The organism is Streptomyces sp. NBC_01451 (assembly GCF_036227485.1).
Taxonomy (GTDB): Bacteria; Actinomycetota; Actinomycetes; order Streptomycetales; family Streptomycetaceae; genus Streptomyces.
On record NZ_CP109479.1, the window covers coordinates 6,349,612 to 6,373,611 of the forward strand.

Annotated in this window: 18 protein-coding genes; 14 read left to right on the forward strand and 4 right to left on the reverse strand. The window is 69.7% G+C overall.

Annotated features, from left to right (window positions below; all coding sequences use genetic code 11):
- The first annotated feature begins 220 nt into the window (after nucleotides 1-220).
- A complete protein-coding gene (locus tag OG595_RS27935) occupies nucleotides 221-1,531 on the forward strand; it encodes a cytochrome P450 (RefSeq protein ID WP_329283256.1) in 1,311 nt (436 codons plus the stop codon).
- Between the two features lie 121 nt (nucleotides 1,532-1,652).
- On the opposite strand, the gene OG595_RS27940 is transcribed toward OG595_RS27935, so the two are convergent.
- Together OG595_RS27940 and OG595_RS27945 are read right to left on the reverse strand one after the other, a co-directional pair.
- Nucleotides 1,653-2,201 carry a PadR family transcriptional regulator gene (locus OG595_RS27940; RefSeq protein ID WP_329276693.1) on the reverse strand — a complete coding sequence of 183 codons (549 nt, stop codon included), beginning with the start codon at nucleotides 2,199-2,201 and terminating at the stop codon, nucleotides 1,653-1,655.
- A gap of 69 nt (nucleotides 2,202-2,270) precedes the next feature.
- Complete coding sequence (locus tag OG595_RS27945) at nucleotides 2,271-4,304, reverse strand: NADPH-dependent 2,4-dienoyl-CoA reductase (RefSeq protein ID WP_329276695.1); 2,034 nt, start codon at nucleotides 4,302-4,304, stop codon at nucleotides 2,271-2,273.
- 231 nt (nucleotides 4,305-4,535) lie between these two features.
- Here OG595_RS27945 and icmF point away from each other — a divergent pair, with 231 nt between their 5' ends.
- The 6 genes from icmF to OG595_RS27975 all read left to right on the forward strand — a co-directional run bounded on the left by icmF (nucleotide 4,536) and on the right by OG595_RS27975 (nucleotide 12,649).
- Nucleotides 4,536-7,763 carry a fused isobutyryl-CoA mutase/GTPase IcmF gene (gene icmF / locus OG595_RS27950; protein ID WP_329283258.1) on the forward strand — a complete coding sequence of 1,076 codons (3,228 nt, stop codon included), beginning with the start codon at nucleotides 4,536-4,538 and terminating at the stop codon, nucleotides 7,761-7,763.
- A gap of 93 nt (nucleotides 7,764-7,856) precedes the next feature.
- A complete protein-coding gene (locus OG595_RS27955) occupies nucleotides 7,857-8,942 on the forward strand; it encodes an S-(hydroxymethyl)mycothiol dehydrogenase (RefSeq protein WP_329276697.1) in 1,086 nt (361 codons plus the stop codon).
- The gene (locus OG595_RS27960) at nucleotides 8,942-9,574 is read left to right on the forward strand and encodes an MBL fold metallo-hydrolase (protein WP_329276699.1); all 633 of its coding nucleotides are present in this window, start codon (nucleotides 8,942-8,944) and stop codon (nucleotides 9,572-9,574) included. The genes OG595_RS27955 and OG595_RS27960 overlap by 1 nt, the downstream gene beginning before the upstream one ends.
- A 291-nt stretch (nucleotides 9,575-9,865) precedes the next feature.
- Nucleotides 9,866-10,228, forward strand: a complete 363-nt coding sequence (locus OG595_RS27965; protein ID WP_329276700.1) for a bifunctional 3-phenylpropionate/cinnamic acid dioxygenase ferredoxin subunit — start codon at nucleotides 9,866-9,868, stop codon at nucleotides 10,226-10,228.
- On the forward strand, nucleotides 10,225-11,391 hold the full coding sequence (locus tag OG595_RS27970) for an NAD(P)/FAD-dependent oxidoreductase (RefSeq protein WP_329276702.1): 1,167 nt from the start codon (nucleotides 10,225-10,227) through the stop codon (nucleotides 11,389-11,391). Before OG595_RS27965 ends, OG595_RS27970 begins: the two co-directional genes overlap by 4 nt.
- Before the next feature lie 130 nt (nucleotides 11,392-11,521).
- Nucleotides 11,522-12,649: an aromatic ring-hydroxylating oxygenase subunit alpha gene (locus OG595_RS27975; RefSeq protein WP_329276704.1), complete on the forward strand. Its 1,128-nt coding sequence runs from the start codon at nucleotides 11,522-11,524 to the stop codon at nucleotides 12,647-12,649.
- 135 nt (nucleotides 12,650-12,784) lie between these two features.
- Here the strand turns inward: OG595_RS27975 and OG595_RS27980 are convergent, their stop codons facing one another.
- Nucleotides 12,785-13,531, reverse strand: coding sequence for an IclR family transcriptional regulator (locus tag OG595_RS27980; RefSeq protein WP_329283261.1), 747 nt, complete (start codon nucleotides 13,529-13,531; stop codon nucleotides 12,785-12,787).
- A 201-nt stretch (nucleotides 13,532-13,732) separates the two neighbouring features.
- Between OG595_RS27980 and betA the strand changes: the two genes are divergently transcribed.
- The 3 genes from betA (at nucleotide 13,733) to OG595_RS27995 (ending at nucleotide 17,012) form a co-directional block, all read left to right on the forward strand.
- On the forward strand, nucleotides 13,733-15,412 hold the full coding sequence (betA, locus tag OG595_RS27985) for a choline dehydrogenase (protein WP_329276706.1): 1,680 nt from the start codon (nucleotides 13,733-13,735) through the stop codon (nucleotides 15,410-15,412).
- 9 nt (nucleotides 15,413-15,421) lie between these two features.
- Nucleotides 15,422-16,258 carry a 5,10-methylenetetrahydrofolate reductase gene (locus tag OG595_RS27990; RefSeq protein WP_329276708.1) on the forward strand — a complete coding sequence of 279 codons (837 nt, stop codon included), beginning with the start codon at nucleotides 15,422-15,424 and terminating at the stop codon, nucleotides 16,256-16,258.
- Between the two features lie 169 nt (nucleotides 16,259-16,427).
- Entirely contained in the window at nucleotides 16,428-17,012 is a 585-nt protein-coding gene (locus OG595_RS27995) for a TerD family protein (protein ID WP_329276710.1), read from the forward strand.
- 218 nt (nucleotides 17,013-17,230) lie between these two features.
- Here OG595_RS27995 and purU read toward each other — a convergent pair whose 3' ends face one another.
- Nucleotides 17,231-18,112, reverse strand: a complete 882-nt coding sequence (purU, locus tag OG595_RS28000) for a formyltetrahydrofolate deformylase (RefSeq protein WP_329276712.1) — start codon at nucleotides 18,110-18,112, stop codon at nucleotides 17,231-17,233.
- A 228-nt stretch (nucleotides 18,113-18,340) separates the two neighbouring features.
- Between purU and OG595_RS28005 the strand changes: the two genes are divergently transcribed.
- The 4 genes from OG595_RS28005 to OG595_RS28020 are packed head-to-tail and all read left to right on the forward strand — an operon-like array spanning nucleotide 18,341 to nucleotide 23,948.
- On the forward strand, nucleotides 18,341-19,816 hold the full coding sequence (locus OG595_RS28005) for an aldehyde dehydrogenase family protein (protein ID WP_329276713.1): 1,476 nt from the start codon (nucleotides 18,341-18,343) through the stop codon (nucleotides 19,814-19,816).
- Nucleotides 19,817-19,836: 20 nt separating this feature from the next.
- On the forward strand, nucleotides 19,837-20,937 hold the full coding sequence (locus OG595_RS28010; protein WP_329276715.1) for a quaternary amine ABC transporter ATP-binding protein: 1,101 nt from the start codon (nucleotides 19,837-19,839) through the stop codon (nucleotides 20,935-20,937).
- Nucleotides 20,934-22,955: an ABC transporter permease gene (locus OG595_RS28015; RefSeq protein WP_329276717.1), complete on the forward strand. Its 2,022-nt coding sequence runs from the start codon at nucleotides 20,934-20,936 to the stop codon at nucleotides 22,953-22,955. Before OG595_RS28010 ends, OG595_RS28015 begins: the two co-directional genes overlap by 4 nt.
- Nucleotides 22,956-22,967: 12 nt before the next feature.
- Nucleotides 22,968-23,948: an ABC transporter substrate-binding protein gene (locus tag OG595_RS28020; protein WP_329276719.1), complete on the forward strand. Its 981-nt coding sequence runs from the start codon at nucleotides 22,968-22,970 to the stop codon at nucleotides 23,946-23,948.
- Nucleotides 23,949-24,000 lie beyond the last annotated feature (52 nt).

Genomic DNA, 24,000 nt, shown 5'->3' on the forward strand with positions numbered 1-24,000 from the left:
CGGCCCCTCCCTTTCGGGCCCCTCCCCGCACAGGGGGTCCGGACAGGAGGCCCGGTCAGGGGGTCCGGCCCGTCCGGACCGTCGAGGCCGGCCGGGAAACAGCCGCGCACAAGGTTTTTCCTCACCCCCGTCCCCCGCCCCGACGCGCGGGGAACCCTAAGGAACCTTCATGGACACACAGCACGCGGGTGCCACGCCGAGCGCTCCCGCCAGATGCCCCATGCACGGCGCCGACTTCGCCGCCGACCCGCACCGCCTCTACGACCAGATGCGCACCCACGGCCCGGCGGCACCCGTCGAGCTCGCCCCCGGGGTGGACGCCACGCTCGTCGTCCAGCACGAGATGGCCCTCAGGGTGCTCCAGAACACCACCCTGTTCTCCCGTGACTCGCGCCGCTGGGCCGCGCTCAACGAGGGCCGCATATCCCTCGACAGCCCGGTCCTGCCGATGATGATGTACCGGCCCAACGTCCTGTTCACGGACGGCGCGGTGCACCTGCGGCTGCGCAAGGCCGTCACGGAGAGCCTCGCCAAGCTGAGCATCAGCCGCATCCGGCGGGACGTCGAGCCCATCGCCGACTACCTGATCGACCAGTTCAGCGAGCGGGGCCGGGCCGACCTCCTCAACGACTACGCCAAGCTGATCCCGCTTCTGCTGTTCAACAAGATGTTCGGCTGCCCGGCCGACATCGGCGACCGCCTCACCTCCGGCATGTCCGCCATGTTCGACGGCCAGGACGACGCCCTCAAGGGCCTGGAGCAGGTCGCCACCTGCCTCCAGGAGCTGATCACGCTCAAGCGCCGCGAGCCCGGCGAGGACGTGACCTCCTGGCTCATCCAGCACTCCGCGGGCCTCAACGACGAGGAACTGCGGGACCAGCTGATCGTGCTGATGGGCGCGGGTCTGGAACCCCAGCGCAACCTGATAGCCAGCGCCCTGCTCCTGCTGCTGTCCGACGGCCCCTCCGAGCGCGGCAGCGGCATGCTGGTCGAGGAGGCCATCGAGCACGTGCTGTGGAACAACCCGCCCATCGCCAACTACGCGACGCACTACGCGTTGCAGGACGTCGACCTCGGTGGCGTCCCGGTGGAGGCGAACAGCCCGGTCGTCGTCAGCTTCGCCGCCGCCAACAGCGACCCGGCCCTCACCGAGGCCCGGCAGCTGGCCAGCAAGGGCGCGCACCTCGCCTTCGGCGCGGGTCCGCACGCCTGCCCCGCCAAGGACCCGGCCCAGGTCATCGCGCTCACGGCGATCGAGCGGATCCTCAACGCGCTGCCCGACCTGACCCTCGCGGTCCCGCAGGACAGTCTGCTGTGGCGCCCTGGCCCCTTCCACCGTGCGCTGGCCGCGCTGCCGGCCCGGTTCAGCCCGACACCGGCCACCCGGATGGCGGCGGCCCTGCGCAACCTGGCGCCTGCCCAGACGGCCGAACCGGTACCCCGCCCGGTGCCGCAGCAGGCCCCGGCGGCCCGTCAGGAACAGCGCAAGAAGGGATTCTGGAGCTCCTTCCTCGATGTCTTCCGGCTCTGACAGGCAACTGCCCGCCCACTTACGCCGATTGAGTTCACCGGTTCGATCGGTTCGATCAGGCCGATCGGGTCGGTTGCCGTGAGCGCCCCGTGTCCGAGGTTCCGCCTCGGGGACGGGGCGCTCACCGGTTTTCGCCGGGCAGCTCCGCGAACTCCGCCAGGGCGTGCGTGAGCCACTGGGTCCAGAAGGTCTCCAGGTCGATGCCCGCACGCAGGACCAGATGCCGGAGCCGGTCCTGGGGGGCGTCGCGGCCGGGCTGGAAATCGCGCTTCTCGATCTCCTCGTACTCGGCCAACTGGCTTCGGTGCAGGGCGAGATGGCGGCGCAGGTCGGCCTCGATGCCCTCGGTGCCGACGACCGCCGAGGCGCGCAGCCGCAGCAGCATCGTGTCGCGGTAGGGCTTGGGGTCCTGGGACGCGGCCGTCCAGCGGGCCAGTTCGGCGCGGCCCGCGGGCAGGACCTCGTAGCTCTTCTTCTGCCCGCGGGTCGGCTGCTCGGCGGGCAGGGCGCGGATGTGCCCCTCGGTCTCCAGTTTTCCCAGCTCGCGATAGATCTGCTGATGCGTGGCCGACCAGAAGTAGCCGATCGACCTGTCGAACCGGCGGGTCAACTCCAGCCCTGAGGACGGCTTTTCGAGCAGGGCGGTGAGGATCGCGTGCGGGAGGGACATGGCTCAATCCTAGGGACCGGAGGCGGCGGCCGACCTGAGTGCTGCGGCGCTGGTGCGCCGGTGGGGACGTCAGAGCGCCGCCGCCAGTTCGGTGCCCTGCTTGATGGCGCGTTTGGCGTCCAGCTCGGCGGCAACGTCGGCGCCGCCGATCAGGTGCACGCTGCGGCCGGCGGCGAGCAGCTCGTCGTAGAGGTCGCGGCGCGGCTCCTGGCCGGTGCACAGGACGACGGTGTCGACCGGCAGGACGGTGGAGGTGCCGTCGACGGTGACGTGCAGACCGGCGTCGTCGATCCGGTCGTACCGGACGCCCGGAACCATGGTGACGCCCCGGTGCTTGAGCTCGGTGCGGTGGATCCAGCCGGTGGTCTTTCCGAGTCCGGCGCCGACCTTGGACGCCTTGCGCTGGAGGAGGTGGACGCTGCGGGGAGGGGCGGGGCGCTCGGGCGCGGCCAGGCCGCCGGGGGTGCGGTATTCCATGTCGACGCCCCAGGCGCGGAAGTACGCCGCCGGGTCCTCGCTCGTCTTGTCACCGCCGTCGGTGAGGTACTCGGCGACGTCGAAGCCGATGCCGCCCGCGCCGAGGATCGCGACGCGGTCGCCGACGGGCGCGTCGCCGCGCAGCACGTCGAGGTAGCCGACGACGCTCGGGTGGTCGACGCCGGGGAGGTCCGGGACGCGGGGGGTGACGCCGGTGGCGACGACGATCTCGTCGTAGTCCGGGTGACCGGCGTGGTCCGCGAAGTCACCCGCGGACACCGGGGTGTTGAGGCGTACGTCCACGCCGTGGGCGGTGAGCTGGTGGCGGAAGTAGCGCAGGGTCTCGTCGAACTCCTGCTTGCCGGGGACCTTGCGGGCCACGTTCAGCTGGCCGCCGATCTCGGGGGCGGCGTCGAAGAGGGTGACGTGGTGGCCGCGTTCGGCGGCGGAGACGGCACAGGCGAGTCCGGCGGGTCCGGCGCCGACGACGGCGACCCGCTTGCGCAGCTTGGTCGGTGAGAGGACGAGTTCCGTCTCGTGGCAGGCGCGCGGGTTGACCAGGCAGGAGGTGATCTTCCCGCTGAAGGTGTGGTCCAGGCAGGCCTGGTTGCAGCCGATGCAGGTGTTGATGGCCTCGGGACGCCCGTCGCGCGCCTTGTTGACGAAGTCCGGGTCGGCGAGCATCGGGCGGGCCATCGACACCATGTCCGCGCACCCGTCGGCGAGCAACTCCTCGGCGACTTCCGGGGTGTTGATGCGGTTGGTGGTCACCAGGGGGATGCCGACCTCGCCCATGAGCCTCTTCGTCACCCAGGTGTACGCGCCGCGCGGCACCGAGGTGGCGATGGTGGGGATACGGGCCTCGTGCCAGCCGATGCCGGTGTTGATGATGGTCGCGCCGGCCGCCTCGACCGCGCGGGCGAGGGTGATCACCTCGTCGAGGGTGGAGCCGCCCGGGACCAGGTCCAGCATGGACAGGCGGTAGATGAGGATGAAGTCCGGGCCGACCGCCTCGCGCACCCGCCGCACGATCTCGACGGGGAAGCGTGTGCGGTTCTCGTAGGAGCCGCCCCAGCGGTCGGTGCGGTGGTTGGTCCGCGCGGCGATGAACTCGTTGATCAGATAGCCCTCGGAGCCCATGATCTCCACGCCGTCGTAGCCGGCCCGGCGGGCGAGGAGGGCCGCGCGGGCGTAGTCGTCGATGGTCTGCTCGACCTCGGCGTCGGTGAGCTCGTGCGGGGTGAAGAGGCTGATGGGAGCCTGGAGAGGGCTCGGTGCGACCAGGTCCTCGTGGTAGGCGTACCGGCCGAAGTGCAGGATCTGCATCGCGATCCTGCCGCCCTCGCGGTGCACGGCGTCGGTGATCGTCCGGTGCTGGTCGGCCTCCGCGTCGGTGGTGAGTCTGGCGCCGCCCACGCCCGGTCGGCCGGCGTCGTTGGGGGCGATGCCGCCGGTGACGATGAGGCCGACGCCGCCGCGGGCGCGGGCGGCGTAGAACTCCGCCATGCGCTCGAATCCGTGTTCGGCTTCTTCCAGGCCTACGTGCATGGAGCCCATGAGGACGCGGTTGGGGAGGGTGGTGAAGCCGAGGTCGAGAGGGGTCAGCAGGTGGGGGTAACGGCTCATGGGGGCCTCCGGGAGCGGGGCGGGGTGGAGCGGGGCTGGGTCGGTCCTGCCTTTCTAGAGGACGAGGGAGGGGTTGTGCAACTAGTTGCATAATGGCGTGCGGCACATCGCTGGGTTCGGGGCCGCGCCACTCCCGTTATTTAGTTGGACGTCCTAGTATCCTATTTACTAGGACGTCCAACTAAATCCTTGTCGCGCTCCCGGGCGCGTTTCGGGAAGGCCCCCATGACCGTGAACGATCTCCATCGTCCCGTGCACCCCGTCCGCCTGGTCACCGCCTCGGCGCTGTTCGACGGGCACGACGCCTCGATCAACATCATGCGGCGGATCTTCCAGTCCCAGGGTGCCGAGGTGATCCACCTGGGGCACAACCGGTCGGTGCGGGAGGTCGTGGACGCGGCGCTGGAGGAGGACGCGCACGGGGTGGCCGTCTCGTCGTACCAGGGCGGGCACGTGGAGTACTTCGAGTATCTCGTCGAGTCGCTGCGCGGGCAGGGGGCCGAGCACATCCAGGTGGTCGGGGGCGGTGGCGGCGTCATCGTGCCCGAGGAGATCACCCGGCTGCGCCGCAGCGGCGTGACCATCTTCTCGCCCGAGGACGGGCAGCGGATGGGCCTCGCCGGGATGGTCAACTCGGTGGTGAAGGACTGCGACTTCGACCTCTGGGACAGCAAGCCCGTCGACGCCGCCGCCGTCCTGACCGGTGACCGCTTCGCCATCGCCCGCGCGATCACCGGTGCGGAACTCGGCAAGCTGCCGCCGGAGTTGCTGGAGCAGGTGCGCGCCGCCGCCGCGGCACGGGTCACGCCCGTTCTCGGGATCACCGGTACCGGCGGCTCCGGGAAGTCGTCCCTCACGGACGAGCTGGTGCGCCGGTTCCGTGTCGACCAGCAGGACAAGCTGCGGATCGCGGTGATCGCCGTCGACCCCACCCGGCGTCGGGGCGGCGGTGCGCTGCTCGGCGACCGCATCCGGATGAACTCCCTGGACGGCGGCCGGATCTTCTTCCGGAGCCTGGCCACCCGCGGCAGCCGTGAGCTGCCCGAGCACCTGGCCGACGTGATCGACGTGATCAAGGCCGCCGGGTTCGACCTGGTGATCGTGGAGACACCGGGCATCGGGCAGGGCGACGCGGCGATCGTGCCGTACGTCGACACCTCGCTGTACGTGATGACGCCGGAGTTCGGTGCCGCCTCGCAGCTGGAGAAGATCGACATGCTCGACTTCGCCGACGTCGTGGCGATCAACAAGTTCGAGCGGCGCGGCGCCAAGGACGCCATGCGTGACGTGGGCCGCCAACTGGTGCGCAACCACGAGGCGTTCGGCAGGAAGCCGGAGGACATGCCGGTGTACGGCACCTCGGCGGCCACGTTCAACGACGACGGTGTCACCGCGCTCTACCAGCACCTGCGGGCCGGTCTGGCCGAGCGGGGGCTGCCGCTGTCCGAGGGCACCCTGGCGCCGGTCGCCGTACGGCACTCCTCCGGCATCCGGCGCGTGGTGCCCGCCGAACGGGTGCGCTACCTCGCCGAGATCACGGAGGCGGTCCGCGCCTACCACGACCGGACCGAGGCGCTGGCCGAAGCGGCCCGCCGGGTGCAGCGCCTGGACGCGGTCAAGGGCGAGCTGGTCGAGGCCGGTTCCGACCCGGCGGGTGTGGAGTCGCTGCTCGCCGCCGCCCACCGCGACCTCCCGCACGACATCGGCGACCAGATCCGGAACTGGCCCGCGGTCGTGGCGTCGTACTCCGGTGACGAGCAGGTGGTGAAGGTACGGGACCGGGAGATCCGTACGAAGCTGAACCGTGAGTCCCTGTCGGGCAATCGGATCCCCCGGGTCGCGCTGCCCGCCTTCACCGACCACGGCGAGCTGGTGCGGTTCTGGCGCCGGGAGAACCTGCCCGGCCTCTTCCCGTTCACCGCCGGGGTGTTCCCCTTCAAGCGCGACGGCGAGGACCCGGCGCGGATGTTCGCCGGGGAGGGCGACCCGTTCCGTACGAACCGGCGCTTCAAGCTGCTCTCCGAGGGCCAGCTGGCCACCCGCCTGTCCACCGCCTTCGACTCCGTCACCCTCTACGGCCGTGACCCCGACGAACGCCCCGACATCTACGGCAAGGTCGGCACGTCCGGCGTCTCGGTGGCCACCCTCGACGACATGAAGGCGCTCTACGACGGGTTCGACCTCGTCGCGCCGACGACCTCGGTGTCGATGACCATCAACGGCCCGGCGCCGACCGTGTTGGCGTTCTTCCTCAACACCGTCATCGACCAGCAGGTGGAGAAGTTCCGGGCGGCGGAGGGGCGCGACCCCTCGCCCGAGGAGGCCGCCGAACTGCGGGCGCACGCGCTCGCGAACGTGCGCGGCACCGTGCAGGCCGACATCCTGAAGGAGGACCAGGGGCAGAACACCTGCCTGTTCTCCACCGAGTTCAGCCTGCGGATGATGGCCGACATCCAGGAGTGGTTCATCCAGCAGAAGGTCCGCAACTTCTACTCGGTGTCCATCTCCGGCTACCACATCGCCGAGGCCGGGGCGAACCCGATCAGCCAGCTCGCCTTCACCCTGGCCAACGGATTCACCTATGTCGAGGCCTACTTGGCGCGCGGTATGCGCATCGACGACTTCGCGCCCAACCTGTCGTTCTTCTTCTCCAACGGCATGGACCCGGAGTACTCCGTGCTGGGCCGGGTCGCCCGCCGCATCTGGGCCGTCGCGATGAAGGAGCGGTACGGGGCGGGGGAGCGCAGTCAGAAGCTGAAGTACCACGTGCAGACCTCCGGGCGGTCCCTGCACGCCCAGGAGATGGACTTCAACGACATCCGCACCACCCTTCAGGGCCTGATCGCCATCTACGACAACGCCAACTCCCTGCACACCAACGCCTACGACGAGGCAGTCACGACCCCGTCCGAGGAGTCGGTGCGGCGGGCGCTGGCGATCCAGCTCATCATCAACCGCGAGTGGGGCCTCGCCATGAACGAGAACCCGCTCCAGGGGTCGTTCATCATCGACCAGCTCACCGACCTGGTCGAGGAGGCCGTGCTCGCCGAGTTCGACCGGATCAACGAGCGCGGTGGCGTGCTCGGCGCGATGGAGACCGGCTACCAGCGCGGGCGCATCCAGGACGAGTCGATGCTGTACGAGCAGCGCAAGCACGACGGCTCGCTGCCCATCATCGGCGTCAACACCTTCCGCCGGCCCGGCGGTGAGGGAGCGCCCCACGAGGTCGAGCTCGCCCGTGCCACGGAGACGGAGAAGGAGTCCCAGCTCGCGCGCGTACGCGACTTCCGGGACACGCACGGAGCGGAGGCCACGCAGGCGCTCGCCCGGCTGAAGGAGGCCGCCGTGGGCGGTGACAACGCCTTCGAGGCGCTGATGGCGGCGGCCAGGGTGTGCACCCTGCGCCAGGTCACCGAGGCGTTCTTCGAGATCGGGGGCCAGTACCGGAGGAACGTCTGAATCCTTGACCGCCGCTCCGCCCTCCATGATGCTTTGTTGCGACACGTGAGATGCGTGCCGTAATGAGCAACATCCAGCAGTCGAGGAGTGGCCATGACTCACCAGGTCCGTGCTGTCGTCGCGCGGGGCAAGGGTGCCCCCGTCAGCCTGGAGACGATCCTCGTGCCGGACCCCGGGCCGGGCGAGGCGCTGGTGAAGATCCAGGCCTGCGGGGTCTGTCACACCGACCTGCACTACCGCGAGGGCGGGATCAACGACGACTTCCCCTTCCTGCTCGGGCACGAGGCTGCCGGGGTCGTGGAGTCGGTGGGGGAGGGGGTCACGGACGTGGCTCCCGGTGACTTCGTGATCCTCAACTGGCGTGCGGTGTGCGGGAACTGCCGGGCGTGTCTGCGCGGGCGGCCCTGGTACTGCTTCAACACGCACAACGCCAAGCAGAAGATGACCCTGCTCGACGGCACCGAGCTGTCGCCCGCGCTGGGTATCGGCGCCTTCGCCGAGAAGACCCTCGTCGCGGCCGGGCAGTGCACCAAGGTCGACCCGGCGGCCTCGGCCGCTGTCGCGGGGCTGCTGGGCTGTGGCGTGATGGCCGGTATCGGTGCCGCCATCAACACCGGGAACGTCGGACGCGGCGACACGGTCGCGGTCATCGGCTGCGGTGGGGTCGGGGACGCGGCGGTCGTCGGGTCGAACCTGGCCGGCGCCGCGAAGATCATCGCCGTCGACATCGACGACCGGAAACTGGCCACCGCCCGCACGATGGGCGCGACCCACACGGTCAACTCCAAGGAGACCGACCCGGTCGAGGCGATCCGTGAGCTGACCGGCGGCTTCGGCGCGGACGTCGTCATCGAGGCGGTGGGCCGCCCGGAGACGTACAAGCAGGCGTTCTACGCCCGTGACCTCGCCGGGACGGTCGTTCTCGTCGGTGTGCCGACGCCGGAGATGAAGCTGGAGCTGCCGCTGATCGACGTCTTCGGACGCGGTGGCTCGCTGAAGTCGTCCTGGTACGGCGACTGCCTGCCCTCCCGCGACTTCCCCATGCTCATCGACCTCTACCTCCAGGGTCGCCTCCCCCTGGACGCCTTCGTGACCGAGACCATCGCGCTCGACGAGGTCGAGAAGGCGTTCGAGCGGATGCACGGCGGCGACGTACTGCGCTCGGTGGTGGTGCTGTGATGGCCGGCGCCCGTATAGAACGTCTGGTCACCTCGGGCACGTTCTCGCTCGACGGCGGCACCTGGGACGTCGACAACAACGTGTGGATCATCGGCGACGACAGCGAGGCGGTCGTCATCGACGCCGCCCATGACGCCGACGCCATCGCGGAGGCCGTCGGCGACCGGCGCCTGACCGCCATCGTCTGCACGCACGCCCACAACGACCACATCGACGCCGCCCCCGCCCTCGCCGCCCGCACCGGCGCCCCGATCCTGCTCCACGGCGACGACCTGCCCCTGTGGAAGCAGACCCACCCGGAGCGGGCCCCCGACGGTGAACTGGTCGACGGCCAGGTGCTGACCGTCGCCGGGGTCGGGCTGACCGTGCTGCACACCCCCGGCCATGCCCCGGGCGCGGTCTCCCTCCACGCACCGGCCCTGAGCGCCCTCTTCGGCGGCGACACCCTCTTCGCGGGCGGCCCCGGGGCCACCGGCCGCTCCTACTCCCACTTCCCGACCATCGTCGACTCGATCCGGGACCGGCTGCTGACCCTGCCCGGCGACACCGTCGTATACACAGGGCACGGGGACACGACCACCGTCGCCGCCGAGGCCCCGCACCTCCAGGAGTGGATCGACCGCGGCTTCTGACCGTACGGGCCGATCCGCGGCCCGTACGTCCCCGAGTGCGGGACTTTCCTGTCCGACGCCTGCCCGATGCCCACCCGATGCCTGCCCGAGCTGCACCGACGTGCTCGGACGGACACCGGACGGGCGTCGGGCTCGCTCGGTTCACGGTTGTGCAATGTGCATCGTGTTGTTCAGGGCGCAACCCTCGTGATGGCTCATCCCGGCTTCTGGACTTCTTGACAAGGGTTCTGGGCGCCCTCAAACTGACGTTGCGCTTACCGCAATCCGTTTCGCTATACGCACCGAGGTGTCATGATGATTCCCGCGTGCCGTCTCGCGGATCTCCCGCGAGGTGAGGCCTTCCGGCTCGACATCGACCCGCCCGTCTCGGTGTTCCACACCGACGACGGCGAGGTCTTCGCCATCGACGACACCTGCACCCACCAGGATGCCTCGCTCGCCGACGGCTGGCTGGAGGGCTGCGAGGTGGAATGCCCCTTGCACGCCTCGAAGTTCGACCTGCGCACCGGCGCCGTCGACTCCCCGCCGGCCAAGCTGCCGGTGCGGACGCACGAGGTCGTCGTCGAGGACGACATGATCTACGTACGGGTGTCCACCGACGCCCCCAACCTGCCGCCCTGCGTCGCGTCCCGGCTCGCCGGGGGACCCGCGTGAGGACGGTGGCCGTGGTGGGCGCCTCGCTGGCCGGACTGTCGGCGGCGCGCTCGCTGCGCAAACAGGGGTACGACGGGCGGCTGGTCCTCATCGGTGACGAGGCCCACCGCCCGTACGACAGACCACCCCTGTCCAAGGAGTTCCTGGCCGGAACCCTCGGCGAGGCGGATCTCGGACTGGAGACGGACGGCGAGGACCTGCGCGCGGAGTGGCTGCTGGGCACCCGCGCGACCGGCCTCGACCGCACCGACCGGTCCGTCCGCCTCGCCGACGGCCGGAACGTCCGCGCCGACGGCATCGTCATCGCGACCGGCGCCGCCGCCCGCACCCTGCCGGGCGCCGAGGGCCTGACCGGCGTGCACACCCTGCGCACCCTCGACGACGCCCGCGCCCTGCGCGACGAACTGGCCCGCGGCGGACGGCTGGTGGTGATCGGCGGCGGCTTCATCGGCGCCGAGGTCGCCTCCACCGCGTACGCCCTCGGCCTCGACGTGACAGTGGTCGAGGCCGCCCCGACACCGCTCGCCGGACCGCTGGGCGAGACCATGGGCGCCGTCGTCTCAGGACTCCACGCCGATCACGGCGTACGGCTGTTGTGCGGCGTCGGGGTCAAGGGGCTGGGCGGAGAGCGCCGCGTCGAGGCCGTTCTGCTGGCGGACGGACGCAGTGTCCCCGCCGACATCGTCGTCGTCGGGGTGGGCGCACGGCCCTGCGTCGACTGGCTGGCCGGGTCCGGCGTCGATCTGGAGAACGGCGTCAAGTGCGGCGCCGACGGCCGCACCAGCCTCGCCGGTGTGGTCGCGGTCGGCGACTGCGCCAACTGGTACGACCCCCGCGTGGGCACCCATCGCCGGGTCGAGCACTGGACGGGCGCGCTGGAGCGTCCCGCTGCCGCCGTGGCCACGCTGCTCGCGGGGGGTGCGGTGGAGCCGGGGGTGCCCCGGCCGCCGTATTTCTGGTCCGACCAGTACGGGGTGAAGATCCAGTTCGCCGGTCACGCGGGGGGCGCCGACAGTGTGACGGTCGAGGAAGGCGCGGTCGGTGATCGCAATGTCCTGGCTGTCTACCGGCGGGCCGGGGAGCCGGTGGGTGTGCTGGGGATGAATCAGCCTCGGCTGTTCGTGCGGTGGCGCAAGCAGTTGGCTGCGCCGGCTGTGCGGTGATTCGGCTGCGGGCCCGTGGGGGCTGGGCGCGCAGTTCCCCGCGCCCCTGTCGCATGCGTTCCTGCGGGGCGCTACGCGACATCCAGTTGACCGATCCATACGACCACGACGTTTCTCCGAGGAGTGCACCGTGACCTCGACCAGCCTGCCCGACAGTCTGATCGCCACCCTGCCCGGCTCCTCCTACACGGACGCGGGGATCTTCGCGCAGGAGCAGGAGCGCATATTCGAGACCATGTGGTTCTGTGTCGCGCGCGCCTCCGAACTGGCGAAGCCCGGCGCCTTCCGGACCGTCGACGTGGGCCGCGAGAGCATCCTCGTGACGCGGGCGCGGGACAACTCGATCCGCGCCTACTTCAACGTCTGCCGGCACCGTGGCGCCAAGCTCTGCACGGAGGAGTCCGGCGAGGTCAAGCGGGCCTTCCAGTGCCCGTACCACGCCTGGACGTACGGTCTGGACGGCAAGCTCGTGGCCGCGCCCAACCTCACCAAGATGCCGGACGTGGGGCGTACCGAGTACGGCCTGGTCGGTGTGGCCGTGCGGGAATGGCTCGGCTATGTCTGGGTCTGCCTCGCGGAGAACCCGCCCTCCTTCGAGGAGGACGTGATCGGCGAGGTCATCGGGCGGCTCGGTGACGTCGAGTCGATCGAGCACTACGACATCGACAACCTCTCGGTGGGCAAGCGGATCGTCTACGACGTGAAGGCCAACTGGAAACTCATCATCGAGAACTTCATGGAGTGCTACCACTGCGCCACGATCCACCCCGAACTGACCGAGGTGCTCCCGGAGTTCGCCGACGGCTACGCGGCCCAGTACTACGTCGGCCACGGCGCCGAGTTCGGCGGCGAGGTCCAGGGGTTCACCATCGACGGCTCCGAGGGCCTGGACCGCATCCCGGGCGTCGCCGAGGAGCAGGACCGCCGCTACTACGCGATCACCGTCAAACCGCAGGTGTTCATCAACCTCGTACCCGACCACGTGATCTTCCACCGCATGTACCCGGTGGCCGCCGACCGCACGATCGTCGAGTGCGACTGGCTGTATCTCCCGCACGTCGTCGAGAGCGGCAAGGACGTCAGCCGGTCCGTGGAACTCTTCGACCGGGTCAATCGCCAGGACTTCGAGGCCTGCGAGCGCACACAGCCCGGAATGCACTCCCGGCTCTACGCGAAGGGCGGCGTCCTGGTGCCGAGCGAGCACCACATAGGCGCCTTCCACGACTGGGTGACCGAGCGCCTGGGCGCGCGCCCGTAAAGGGGGCGCAGCCCTCCTTCGAGGGGCGCGGGGCTGTATCTGATCTGCGGCTCCGCCGCGACGGGGGTCCCCTCGGTCGAGCGAAGCCGAGAGCGGGGGAGCGACCAGCCCCCACCGGGCCCGCGCACAACGAACTCAGCCCAGATACCCCATCCGGTGACTGATCTCCGCCGCGCCCTTGATCAGCAGCGGCGACAGCTCGTGCAGCCGTTCCGTGGTGAACCGGTAGGAGGGCCCGGACGCGCTCACCGCCGCGACGACCGTCCCGGTGCGGTCACGGATCGGCGCCGCCATCGCGTGCAGCCCGATCTCCAGCTCCTCCTGCGTCCAGGCGTACCCGCGCTCCTTCGCCTCCGCGAGGTCCTTCTCCAGCTTCGTCTTCGCGGTGATGGTGTGCGGGGTGACCTTCTTCAGGCCGGCCCCGTTCAGCAGCGCGGTGCGCTCCTTCGCGGGCAGGTGGGCCAGCAGGATCTTGCCGCTGGAGGTGGCGTGCAGCGGGGTCAGCTGGCCGACCCAGTTGTACGCGCTGACGGCTCCGGGGCCGCGTGCCTCGAACAGGTTGACGGCGTAGTGCTCCTGCATCACGGCGATGTTGACGGTCTCGCCGATCTCCTCGGCGAGCTGCTCGCAGACCGGGCGGCCCTGCTGGGTGATGTCGATACTGCCCGTGACCGCGCCGGCCAGCCGCACGATGCCGAAGCCGAGCCGGTACTTGCCGCGCTCGCCCGCCTGTTCCACCAGACCGCGCGCCTCCAGGGCACCGAGCAGCCGGAAAGCGGTGGATTTGTGAACATCGATCTCGGCAGCGACTTCACTGACGCCTGCCTCGCCGCGCTGGGCGAGAATCTCCAGAACGCTGATCGCGCGGTCGACCGACTGCACTCCGCCGGCCTGTGAATTGGACGTTTCGGTGTCTGTGCTGTGGTTGCTCACAGCGAAACTATACGCGCAGTAAACAACACCATTGCAAGTAACAACCCCGAAACCAAGACCTTGCATGTTGCGTGTCCCGCAACCTGGTGCGTATCGCGCTACTGGATTAGCATGCCTCGCGTATCTACGGCGCGAGCGAGACGAGACATCATGGCTCCCCTGCAATACGACTTCGTCATCGTCGGCGGCGGATCGGCCGGCAGCGCACTTGCGAACAGGCTCTCGGCGGACCCGGCGAACCGGGTTCTGGTCCTGGAAGCCGGGCGTCCCGACTACCCGTGGGACGTGTTCATCCACATGCCCGCGGCGCTGACCTATCCCATCGGCAGCCGCTTCTACGACTGGAAGTACGAGTCCGAGCCCGAACCGCACATGGGCGGCCGACGCGTCTACCACGCGCGCGGCAAAGTGCTCGGCGGCTCCAGCAGCATCAACGGCATGATCTTCCAGCGCGGAAACCCCATGGACTACGAGCGCTGGGCGGCCGACCCCGGCATGGAGAAGTGGGACTACGCCCACTGTCTGCCGTACTTCCGGCGCATGGAGAACTGTCTCGCCGCCGACCCCGACGACGAGTTCCGCGGCCACGACGGCCCCCTCGTCCTCGAACGCGGCCCGGCCACCAACCCCCTCTTCGGCGCCTTCCTCAAGGCCACCGAGGAAGCGGGGTACGCGCCCACCGACGACGTCAACGGGTACCGGCAGGAGGGCTTCGCCAAGTTCGACCGGAACGTCCACCGGGGACGCCGGCTCTCGGCCTCCAAGGCGTACCTCAAGCCCGTCCGGAAGCGGCCCAACCTCACCGTCAGGACGCGCGCCCTCGTCACCCGCGTCCTCTTCGAGGGCAAGAAGGCCGTCGGCGTCGAGTACCAGCGCGGCAAGGGCGCGCTCCAGCAGGTCCGCGCCAAGGAGGTCATCCTCTGCGGCGGCGCGATCAACTCCCCCCAGCTGCTCCAGCTCTCGGGCGTCGGCAACGCCGAGGAGCTGAGCGCCCTCGGTGTCGACGTCGTCCACGACCTCCCGGGCGTCGGCGAGAACATGCAGGACCACCTGGAGGTGTACGTCCAGTACGCCTGCAAGCAACCGGTGTCCATGCAGCCGTACATGGCGAAGTGGCGCGCCCCCTTCATCGGCCTGCAGTGGCTGTTCCGCAAGGGTCCCGCCGCCACCAACCACTTCGAGGCCGGCGGCTTCGCCCGCAGCAACGAGGACGTCGACTACCCCAACCTGATGTTCCACTTCCTGCCCATCGCCGTCCGCTACGACGGCTCCTCGCCGGCCGGCGGCCACGGCTACCAGGTGCACGTGGGCCCCATGTACTCGGACGCCATCGGCTCGGTGAAGATCAAGAGCAGGGACCCGCGCGAGCATCCGGCGCTGCGCTTCAACTACCTCTCCACCGAGCAGGACCGGCGGGAGTGGGTCGAGGCGATCCGCGTGGCGCGCAAGCTCCTCAGCCAGCCCGCCCTCGCCCCCTACAACGACGGCGAGGTCTCGCCCGGGGCGGAGGTGTCGACGGACGAGGAGATCCTCGAATGGGTCGCCAAGGAGGGCGAGACGGCCCTGCACCCGTCCTGCACCTGCAAGATGGGGCCCGCGGCGGACGAGATGGCGGTGGTCGACCCGGAGAGTCTGCGGGTGCACGGTGTGGAGGGGCTGCGCGTCGTGGACGCCTCCGTCATGCCCTACGTCACCAACGGCAACATCTACGCGCCGGTGATGATGATCGCCGAGAAGGCCGCCGACCTGATCCTCGGCAAGGAGCCGCTGCCCGCCTCCAAGGCCGCGTACTACCGCCACCGTGACGCCGGCTCCCAGCAGGCGGGGTAGGGGCAGGCGTTGGGTGCGTCAGGGCTGAGGACGCTGCTGGAGCACGTCCGTTACGAGGTGCTGCCCGCGAAGGCGACGGAGGAGAAGGTCCTGGCCCACGTTCCGCGCGACGTCGTCGTCACCGTGACGGCGTCGCCGGTCAAGGGGCTGGAACCGACCCTCGACCTTGTCGGGCGGCTGGCGGCGCAGGGGTATCGGGTGGTTCCGCATGTGCCCGCCCGGCTGCTGCGGGACGACGCGCACCTGAAGGACGTCGTCGACCGGCTGCGCGGGACGGGAGTGGACGACGTCTTCGTGCCGGCCGGCGACGCGGATCCCCCGGCCGGGGCCTACGAGGGTGCCCTGCCGGTGCTGCGCAGGCTCGGTGAGCTGGGCGGCCCGTTCGCGCGGGTCGGCGTCACCGGCTACCCCGAGAGCCATCCGCTCATCCACGACGACGTCACCATCCAGGCCATGTGGGACAAGCGCGAGCACGCGACGTACATCGTCAGCAACCTGTGCTTCGACGCGCGCGTGCTGGGGGAGTGGGTCGGCCGGGTGCGGCGCCGGGAGGTCGCCCTGCCCGTGCACGTGGGGGTCGCGGGGCCCGTACAGCGGGCGAAGCTGCTGTCGATGGCGACGAAGATCGGGGTGGGGGAGTCGACGCGCTTCCTGACGAAGCACGCGTCGTGGTTCCTGCGGTTCGCGGCGCCCGGGGGGTACTCGCCCGAGAGGCTGCTCTCCCGGGCGCAGGACGCGCTCACGGAGCCCGGGGCGGGGGTGGCGGGGCTGCACCTGTTCACCTTCAACCAGGTCGCGGAGACGGAACGCTGGCGGCGGGCCCTGCTGGACCGGCTGGACGGCTGAGGACCGCTTCGGGGGTGCCGGCTCCTCCGCGCGGTCCGGGCCATGGCCTCACGCCACCGCACCACCGGCAAGCCCCCGGCGAACGTCTGTCGGGAACCGTGCCGACGAGTCTCCGGCCGTCATGGGGGCCGTTCTGGGACCTCGGCGGGAGCCCAGGCAGTATGGGTCCATGATTACGCTCACGAAGGAAGACGGCCCGGCGGACCTGGACGGGGTGACCCATCTGTCCATCGGGGCCTCATGGGACCCCACCTCCGGCGCGAGCGGCGGAGTGATGGGCAAACTCCGCCGCAAGACCGGCACCGACCTCGACCTGATCGCCATCGCCCTGCACGACGGCGACCCGGTGCGCCTGGCCGGTCTCGACTCGCTCGACCCCATCGGCAACGGCTCCCTGCTCCACAGCGGGGACAACCAGACGGGGCACGGGGACGGCGACGACGAGACCGTCACGGTCGAGTTCGCCAAGATCCCGCCCCACATCACCTCGATCGTGTTCATCGCCGCCGCCTACAAGAAGGGCAGTTCCTTCCAGAAGGCGCGCAACATCAGTTTCAAGGTGTACGACGCGAGTGGCGGCAGTACCCAGCAGGTCGCCGACATCTGGCCCAGCATGCTCACCACGGACAACGGCTGCGCCGTCGCCAAGGCCGTGCGGTCCGGCTCCGGCTGGAAGCTTGAGGTGATCAACGTGACGGGGAAGATCAAGCAGGGCGACGAACTCGCCCTGATGCGCTTCGCCGCGAGCAAGTAGACGTACGTCGCAGGGAGTGAGGGGTCGTCGGCCCGCCGCCGGCGACCTCCTGCGGACGCCTCACTCCGGAACGGCGTATCTCGAGGACGGGGTGGACGGACCGGGTGTGAGGCGTCCGGCGCTGTATACGGACGCGCGCGTCTCACGCGGTGCCGCACCCCTCATGCCGCGGCGCACCCCTCACGCGGCGGCGCGCGCCTCACACGCTGACGTGCCCCTCACCGGAACACCACCGTCCGGCTCCCCTCGACCATCACCCGGCTCTCGCTGTGCCACTTCACCGCGTGTGCCAGCACCTGTGCCTCCACGTCCCGTCCCACCGTCACCAGCTCGCCGGGGTCGAGGGAGTGGTCCACCCGCACCACGTCCTGCTCGATGATCTGGCCCTCGTCCAGGTCGGACGTCACGTAGTGCGCCGTCGCGCCGACGAGCTTCACCCCGCGGTCGTAGGCCTGCTCGTAGGGGCGCGCGCCCTTGAAGCTGGGCAGGAAGGAGTGGTGGATGTTGATCGCGCGCCCCTCCAGCTCCTTGCACAGGTCGTCGGAGAGGACCTGCATGTAGCGGGCCAGCACCACCAGGTCGATGTCCAACTCCCTTACCAGCTCCAGCAGTCGGGCCTCCGCCTCCGGCTTGGTGTCCCGCGTCACCGGGATGTGGTGGAAGGGGATGCCGTAGCTCTCCGCCAGTCCCTCGAAGTCGCGGTGGTTGGAGACGATCGCCGGGATCTCGATGTTGAGGCCACCCGTGCGGCGGCGGAAGAGGAGGTCGTTCAGGCAGTGGCCGAACCGGGACACCATGATCAGGGTGCGGGTCGGTGTCGACGCGTCCCGCAGGGTCCAGGAGATGCCGTAGGCCTCGGCGACGGGGCCGAATCGGTAACGCAGGATTTCCAGGTCCGCGTTCGGATCGGAAACATCGAAGTGAACCCTCATGAAGAAACGGCCCTGGAGCCGGTCGTCGAACTGCTGGCTCTCCAGGATGTTTCCCGAGTTCCGGACGAGAAAGCCGCTCACGGCGTGGACCAGCCCCGAACTGTCGGGACACGAGAGGGTGAGGACGTACTCACTGCCAGGTACCGGGCGAGGAAACTTAGGGGACACGTCGGCCTCCGTTGGTGCGTATTGCACAACATGGTGAGCGATACGCAACATGGTCGGCTCGGTGACCGCTCCGGTCAAGGGCGGAGTGCCTGATGGACACCTGGTGGGCTCCTGTCGAAATCGTCATCCGCCAACTACTTGACGTATGTCTGCACATTCGCCAGGGTGTTCCACCACAAGCAATTGGGTGCACGATGCGCAACGAATTTCTGTTGAAAGGCTTGGCGCGTGGCAGACCTGTATGTGGACGGTGAATGGCGGGAGCCGGTGGCCGGTGGTCGCCGCGAAATACGATGTCCCGCCGACGGCAGGCTCGCCGCGACCGTCTCGGAGGGGACCCGTCCCGACGCCGAGGCCGCGATAGCCGCCGCCCGCCGTGCCTTCGACACAGGACCCTGGCCGCGTACCCCCGAGCGGGAGCGCGGCCGGCTGCTGCTGCGCACCGCGGACATCGTCGAGCGCGACGCCAAGGAGTTCGCCCGCGCCGAGTCGCTGGACACCGGCAAGCGGCTCGTGGAGAGCGAGTACGACATCGCCGACGTCGTCTCCTGCTTCCGCCACTACGGCGGGATCGGGGGCACGGACGCCGGCCGGGTCATCGACACCGGCCGCGACGACGCCGTCAGCCGGGTGGTCTACGAGCCCGTCGGTGTGTGCGGGCTCATCACCCCCTGGAACTACCCCCTCCTGCAAGCCAGTTGGAAGGTCGCCCCGGCCCTTCTCGCCGGCAACACGATCGTTCTCAAGCCGAGCGAACTCACTCCCTCCACCTCGATCCTGCTGATGCGGGCGCTCGCCGAGGCCGGGCTGCCCGCCGGCGTCGCCAACCTCGTGCTGGGGGCCGGGCCCGAGGTCGGGGCGCCGCTCTCCGAGGACCCCGCCGTCGACATGGTCTCCTTCACCGGAGGCCTGGAGACCGGCAAGCGCGTCATGGCCACCGCCGCCGCGGGCGTGAAGAAGGTGGCCCTGGAACTCGGCGGCAAGAACCCCAACGTCGTCTTCGCCGACGCCGACTTCGAGACGGCCGTCGACTTCGCCCTCACCGCCGTCTTCCTGCACTCCGGGCAGGTCTGCTCCGCCGGTGCGCGGCTCATCGTCGAGGACTCCCTCCACGACCGGTTCGTGGACGAGGTCGTCCGTCGGGCCCGGCAGATCCGGCTCGGCGGGCCCTTCGACGCCGAGGCCGAGACCGGCGCGCTGATCTCCGCCCAGCACCTGGCGAAGGTCGAGGCGTACGTCGCCGACGGCCTCGCCGAGGGTGCCGTGCTGCGCTGCGGCGGTGAGCGGCCTGACGACCCCGCGCTCGCCGACGGCCACTACTACCCGCCCACCGTGCTCGACGAGTGCACGCAGGACATGCGGGTGGTGCACGAGGAGTCCTTCGGGCCCGTGCTCACCGTGGAGCGCTTCAGGGACGGGGACGAGGACGACGCCGTGCGCATCGCCAACGACACCGAGTACGGCCTCGCCGGGGCCGTGTGGACGCAGGACGCGGGGAAGGCCCAGCGGGTCGCCCGGCGGCTGCGCCACGGCACCGTGTGGATCAACGACTACCACCCCTATGTGCCGCAGGCGGAATGGGGTGGTTTCGGGCACTCGGGTGTGGGCCGGGAGCTGGGACCGAGCGGCCTGGACGAGTACCGAGAGCCCAAGCACATCTGGCAGAACATCCAACCCCGGCCGCAGCACTGGTTCCGCGGCTGAACGCCGAAAAGAGGTCGATCGTGACCCCAGTACAGACCGAGGTGCCGCAGCGGCGCGGCACGCCCCAGGACTCGGACGGCACGCCGGTCATCTCCGTGCGCGGCCTGTGGAAGGTGTTCGGGCCGAAGGCCGAGCGGGTGCCGGAGTCGGAGGAGCTGTGCGGGCTCACCCGGCGCGAGCTGATGGACCGTACGGGATGCACCGCCGCCGTACGCGACATCGACTTCGACGTGGCGCCCGGTGAGGTGTTCGTGGTCATGGGTCTGTCGGGTTCCGGCAAGTCGACCCTGGTGCGATGTCTCACCCGGCTGATCGAACCCACCGCCGGTGAGATCGTCTTCGAGGGCGAGAACATCCGCGACGCCGACGACAAGCGGCTGCGCGAGCTGCGCCGCCAGAAGTTCTCCATGGTCTTCCAGCACTTCGGGCTGCTGCCGCACCGGCGGGTCGTCGACAACGTGAGCTTCGGCCTGGAGATACGCGGGATGGGCCGGGCCGAGCGGATGAAGCGGGCCCTGGAGGTCGTCGAGCTCGTCGGCCTCTCCGGGTACGAGAACTCCTACCCCGACCAGCTCTCGGGCGGCATGCAGCAACGAGTCGGTCTGGCACGGGCGTTGGCGGGCGACCCCGACGTCCTCTTCTTCGACGAGCCGTTCTCCGCGCTCGACCCGCTGATCCGCCGGGACATGCAGAACGAGGTCATCCGGCTGCACCACGAGGTCGGCAAGACCATGGTCTTCATCACCCACGACCTGTCCGAGGCGCTCAAGCTGGGCGACCGCATCCTCATCATGCGCGACGGCAAGATGGTCCAGTGCGGGACGGGCGACGAGCTGGTGGGCGCCCCGGCCGACGACTACGTACGCGAGTTCGTGAAGGACGTGCCGCGCGCCGACGTCCTCACCCTGCGCTGGATCATGCGCCCGGCGGTCGACGGCGACGCCCTCGACGGTCCCGAGCTGGGTCCGGACGTCGTCGTACGGGAAGCCACCCGGGCCGTCCTCGCCGCCGAGAAGCCGGTCAAGGTCGTCGAGAACGGCAAGCTGCTCGGCATCGTCGGCGACGAGGAGATCCTCGCGGTCGTCGCCGGACAGGAACCGGAAGGCGGCGACGTGCGATGACCGTCGCCACGGAGAAACCCCCGACCCCCGAGCCGCCGCAGCCCCAGGACGCGGTGCCCGAGGCCGCCGCGTCCGTCGCCCCCGTACGCCGGGTCAGCAGGCGCATGGTGGTCGGGGCGATCCTGGTCGTCTGGCTGGTGCTGTTCGCCGTACTGCGCGGCACGAACACCCTGACGCTCGCGGCGGCGGACCTCACCTGGCTGCACCGGTGGCTGAACGACGTCAACGACTCGATCGGTGCCAACCGCAACTCCAACCCGCTCTTCCTCTACTTCTTCAACGAGATCCGCCTGGTCATCGACAACCTGGTGACCCTCGTCCAGCACCTGATCTCCCAGCCGTCCGACACCCGGCCCCTGCCGCAGATCGGGTGGCTCGGGGTCGTCGGCATCGCCGGGTTCGTGTCCTGGGCCGTGGGCAACTGGCGGGTGGCGCTGCTGACCGTCGCCGGGTTCACCTTCTTCGGGCTCCAGGGCCTGTGGCAGGAGAGCATGGACACGCTCGCCCTGACGCTCTCCGCGGTGTTCGTGGCGCTGCTGTTCGCGATCCCGCTGGGCGTGTGGGCGGGGCTGTCCGACCGGGTCAACCGGATCATGACGCCGTTCCTCGACTTCATGCAGACGATGCCCACCTTCGTCTACCTCGCCCCGCTGACCCTGTTCTTCCTCATCGGCGGCGCCTCCGCCACCATCGCCACCGTCATCTACGCGGCCCCGCCGGCGATCCGCATCACCGCGCACGCCATCCGGTCCGTGCCGGAGACGACGGTCGAGGCGGCCGACTCGCTGGGCGCGACCCGCCGGCAGTCGCTGCTGAAGGTCCTGCTGCCGATGTCGAAGCGGACCGTGGTCATGGGCGTCAACCAGACGATCATGGCCGCCCTCGCCATGGTGACCATCGCCGCCCTGATCGACGCCCCCGGCCTCGGCAAGACGGTCATCCAGGCCCTCCAGTCGCTCGACGTGGGTACGGCCTTCAACGCCGGTCTCGCCATCGTCGTGATGGCCATCGTCCTCGACCGGGTCACGACCGCGGCGAGCGTCCGCGAGGAGGAGGCCCGGCGATCGGGCGGCCGGCTCCTCGCCAGGCGGCGGCAGCTGGTGGTGGCGGGAGCCGCCGTCACCGCGGTCCTGGTCTATCTCTCGCACACCTACGTGTGGGCCGCGGAGTTCCCCGGCGAGGGCGATGTCGGCAGTTCCGTCGCGAGCGGCGCCGACAGCGCGAGCACCTGGGTGCAGGACAACCTGTCGGGCCTCACCAACGCCTTCCGGGACGCCCTCACCAACGGCCTGCTCAACCCGTTCCAGACCCTGCTCACCGACTCGCCGTGGTGGCTCGTCGGCGCGGTCCTGGTCGGTGTCGGCGCGGTGCTCGGCGGCTGGCGGTCCGGGGTCACCACGGCCGTGTGCGTCGGCCTGCTGGTCGCCACCGGTGTCTGGTCGGACAGCATGACGACCCTGGCGTCCACGCTCGTCGCCACGGTCATGACGATGCTGCTGGCCGTCGTCGTCGGCGTGTGGATGGGACGCAGCCCGCTCGCCGACCGCCTCATCCGGCCCACCCTGGACGCGGCACAGGTCATGCCGCCGTTCGTCTACCTCGTACCGTTCCTGGCGCTGTTCGGCGCGACCCGCTTCACGGCGATCGTCGCCGCCATCGTCTACGCGGCGCCCGTCGCCATGAAGATCATCGCGGACGGGATACGGACCGTGCCCGCGACCACCGTGGAGGCGGCCACCTCCGCCGGGTGCAACACCTGGCAGATCATCACCAAGGTCCAGCTGCCGATGGCGCGCGGAGCCCTGACCCTGGCCACCAACCAGGGTCTGATCTACGTGCTGTCGATGGTTGTTGTGGGCGGCCTGGTAGGCGCGGGTGCCCTCGGCTACGACGTCGTGGCCGGCTTCTCGCAGGGCCAGCTGTACGGGAAGGGGCTGGCGGCGGGGCTGGCCATCGTCCTTCTCGGTGTCATGTTCGACCGGATCACTCAGGCAGCGGCGCGGCGTACCAGCGCGTAAGGAGCTACCACCATGGCAAGGCAAGCAACACAGTGGAGAGTCGGCGCGGCCGGCATGGCCGTCCTCGCTCTCACCCTCACCGCCTGCGGCGGCGCGAAGGTCGGCGACGACTCCTCGGGCTCCGACACCTCTTCCAGTTCCTCCGCGAAGTGCGGCACCTTCAACCTCGCGGTCAACCCCTGGGTGGGCTACGAGGCGAACGCGGCGGTCGTCGCGTACGTCGCGGAGAACGACCTCGGGTGCAAGGTCACCAAGAAGGACCTGAAGGAGGAGATCGCCTGGCAGGGCTTCGGGACGGGCGAGGTCGACGCCGTCATCGAGAACTGGGGCCACGACGACCTGAAGAAGAAGTACATCACCGACCAGAAGACGGCGGTCGAGGTCGGCCCGACCGGCAACGAAGGCCTGATCGGCTGGTACGTGCCGCCGTGGCTCGCCAAGGCCCACCCGGACATCACCGACTGGAACAACCTCGACAAGTACGCGTCGGAGTTCAAGACCTCCGAGTCGGGCGGCAAGGGCCAGCTCCTCGACGGCGACCCGTCGTTCGTCACCAACGACGAGGCGCTGGTCAAGAACTTGAAGCTGGACTTCAAGGTGGTGTACGCGGGCAGCGAGACCGCGCTCATCCAGGCCTTCCGCAAGGCGGAGAAGAACAAGGAATGGGTGATCGGCTACTTCTACGAGCCCCAGTGGTTCATGGCCGAGGTGCCCCTGGTGAAGGTCAAGCTGCCCGAGTACAAGACGGGCTGCGACGCCGACCTGGAGAAGGTCGCGTGCGACTACCCGGTGTACAAGCTCGACAAGATCGTCAGCGCCAAGTTCGCCAAGTCGGGCAGCCCCGCCTACGACCTGGTCAAGAACTTCACCTGGACGAACGACGACCAGAACACCGTGGCCAAGTACATAGCCGAGGACAAGATGACCCCCGAGGCGGCGGCGAAGAAGTGGGTCGACGCCAACAAGGCGAAGGTCGACGCCTGGATCAAGTGACGCCTGAGGTGTGTTGAGCATGACCGCCCGGTGGGCGGTGCGCGTACGCGTG

Excerpts from the sequence above, each read along its gene's own strand:
- OG595_RS27935 (WP_329283256.1), top strand. The coding sequence starts at position 221 with ATGCACGGCGCCGACTTCGCCGCCGACCCGCACCGCCTCTACGACCAG.
- OG595_RS27940 (WP_329276693.1), bottom strand. The coding sequence starts at position 2,201 with ATGTCCCTCCCGCACGCGATCCTCACCGCCCTGCTCGAAAAGCCGTCC.
- OG595_RS27945 (WP_329276695.1), bottom strand. The coding sequence starts at position 4,304 with ATGAGCCGTTACCCCCACCTGCTGACCCCTCTCGACCTCGGCTTCACC.
- OG595_RS27955 (WP_329276697.1), top strand. The coding sequence starts at position 7,857 with ATGACTCACCAGGTCCGTGCTGTCGTCGCGCGGGGCAAGGGTGCCCCC.
- OG595_RS27960 (WP_329276699.1), top strand. The coding sequence starts at position 8,942 with ATGGCCGGCGCCCGTATAGAACGTCTGGTCACCTCGGGCACGTTCTCG.
- OG595_RS27965 (WP_329276700.1), top strand. The coding sequence starts at position 9,866 with ATGATGATTCCCGCGTGCCGTCTCGCGGATCTCCCGCGAGGTGAGGCC.
- betA (WP_329276706.1), top strand. The coding sequence starts at position 13,733 with ATGGCTCCCCTGCAATACGACTTCGTCATCGTCGGCGGCGGATCGGCC.
- OG595_RS27995 (WP_329276710.1), top strand. The coding sequence starts at position 16,428 with ATGATTACGCTCACGAAGGAAGACGGCCCGGCGGACCTGGACGGGGTG.
- OG595_RS28015 (WP_329276717.1), top strand. The coding sequence starts at position 20,934 with ATGACCGTCGCCACGGAGAAACCCCCGACCCCCGAGCCGCCGCAGCCC.
- OG595_RS28020 (WP_329276719.1), top strand. The coding sequence starts at position 22,968 with ATGGCAAGGCAAGCAACACAGTGGAGAGTCGGCGCGGCCGGCATGGCC.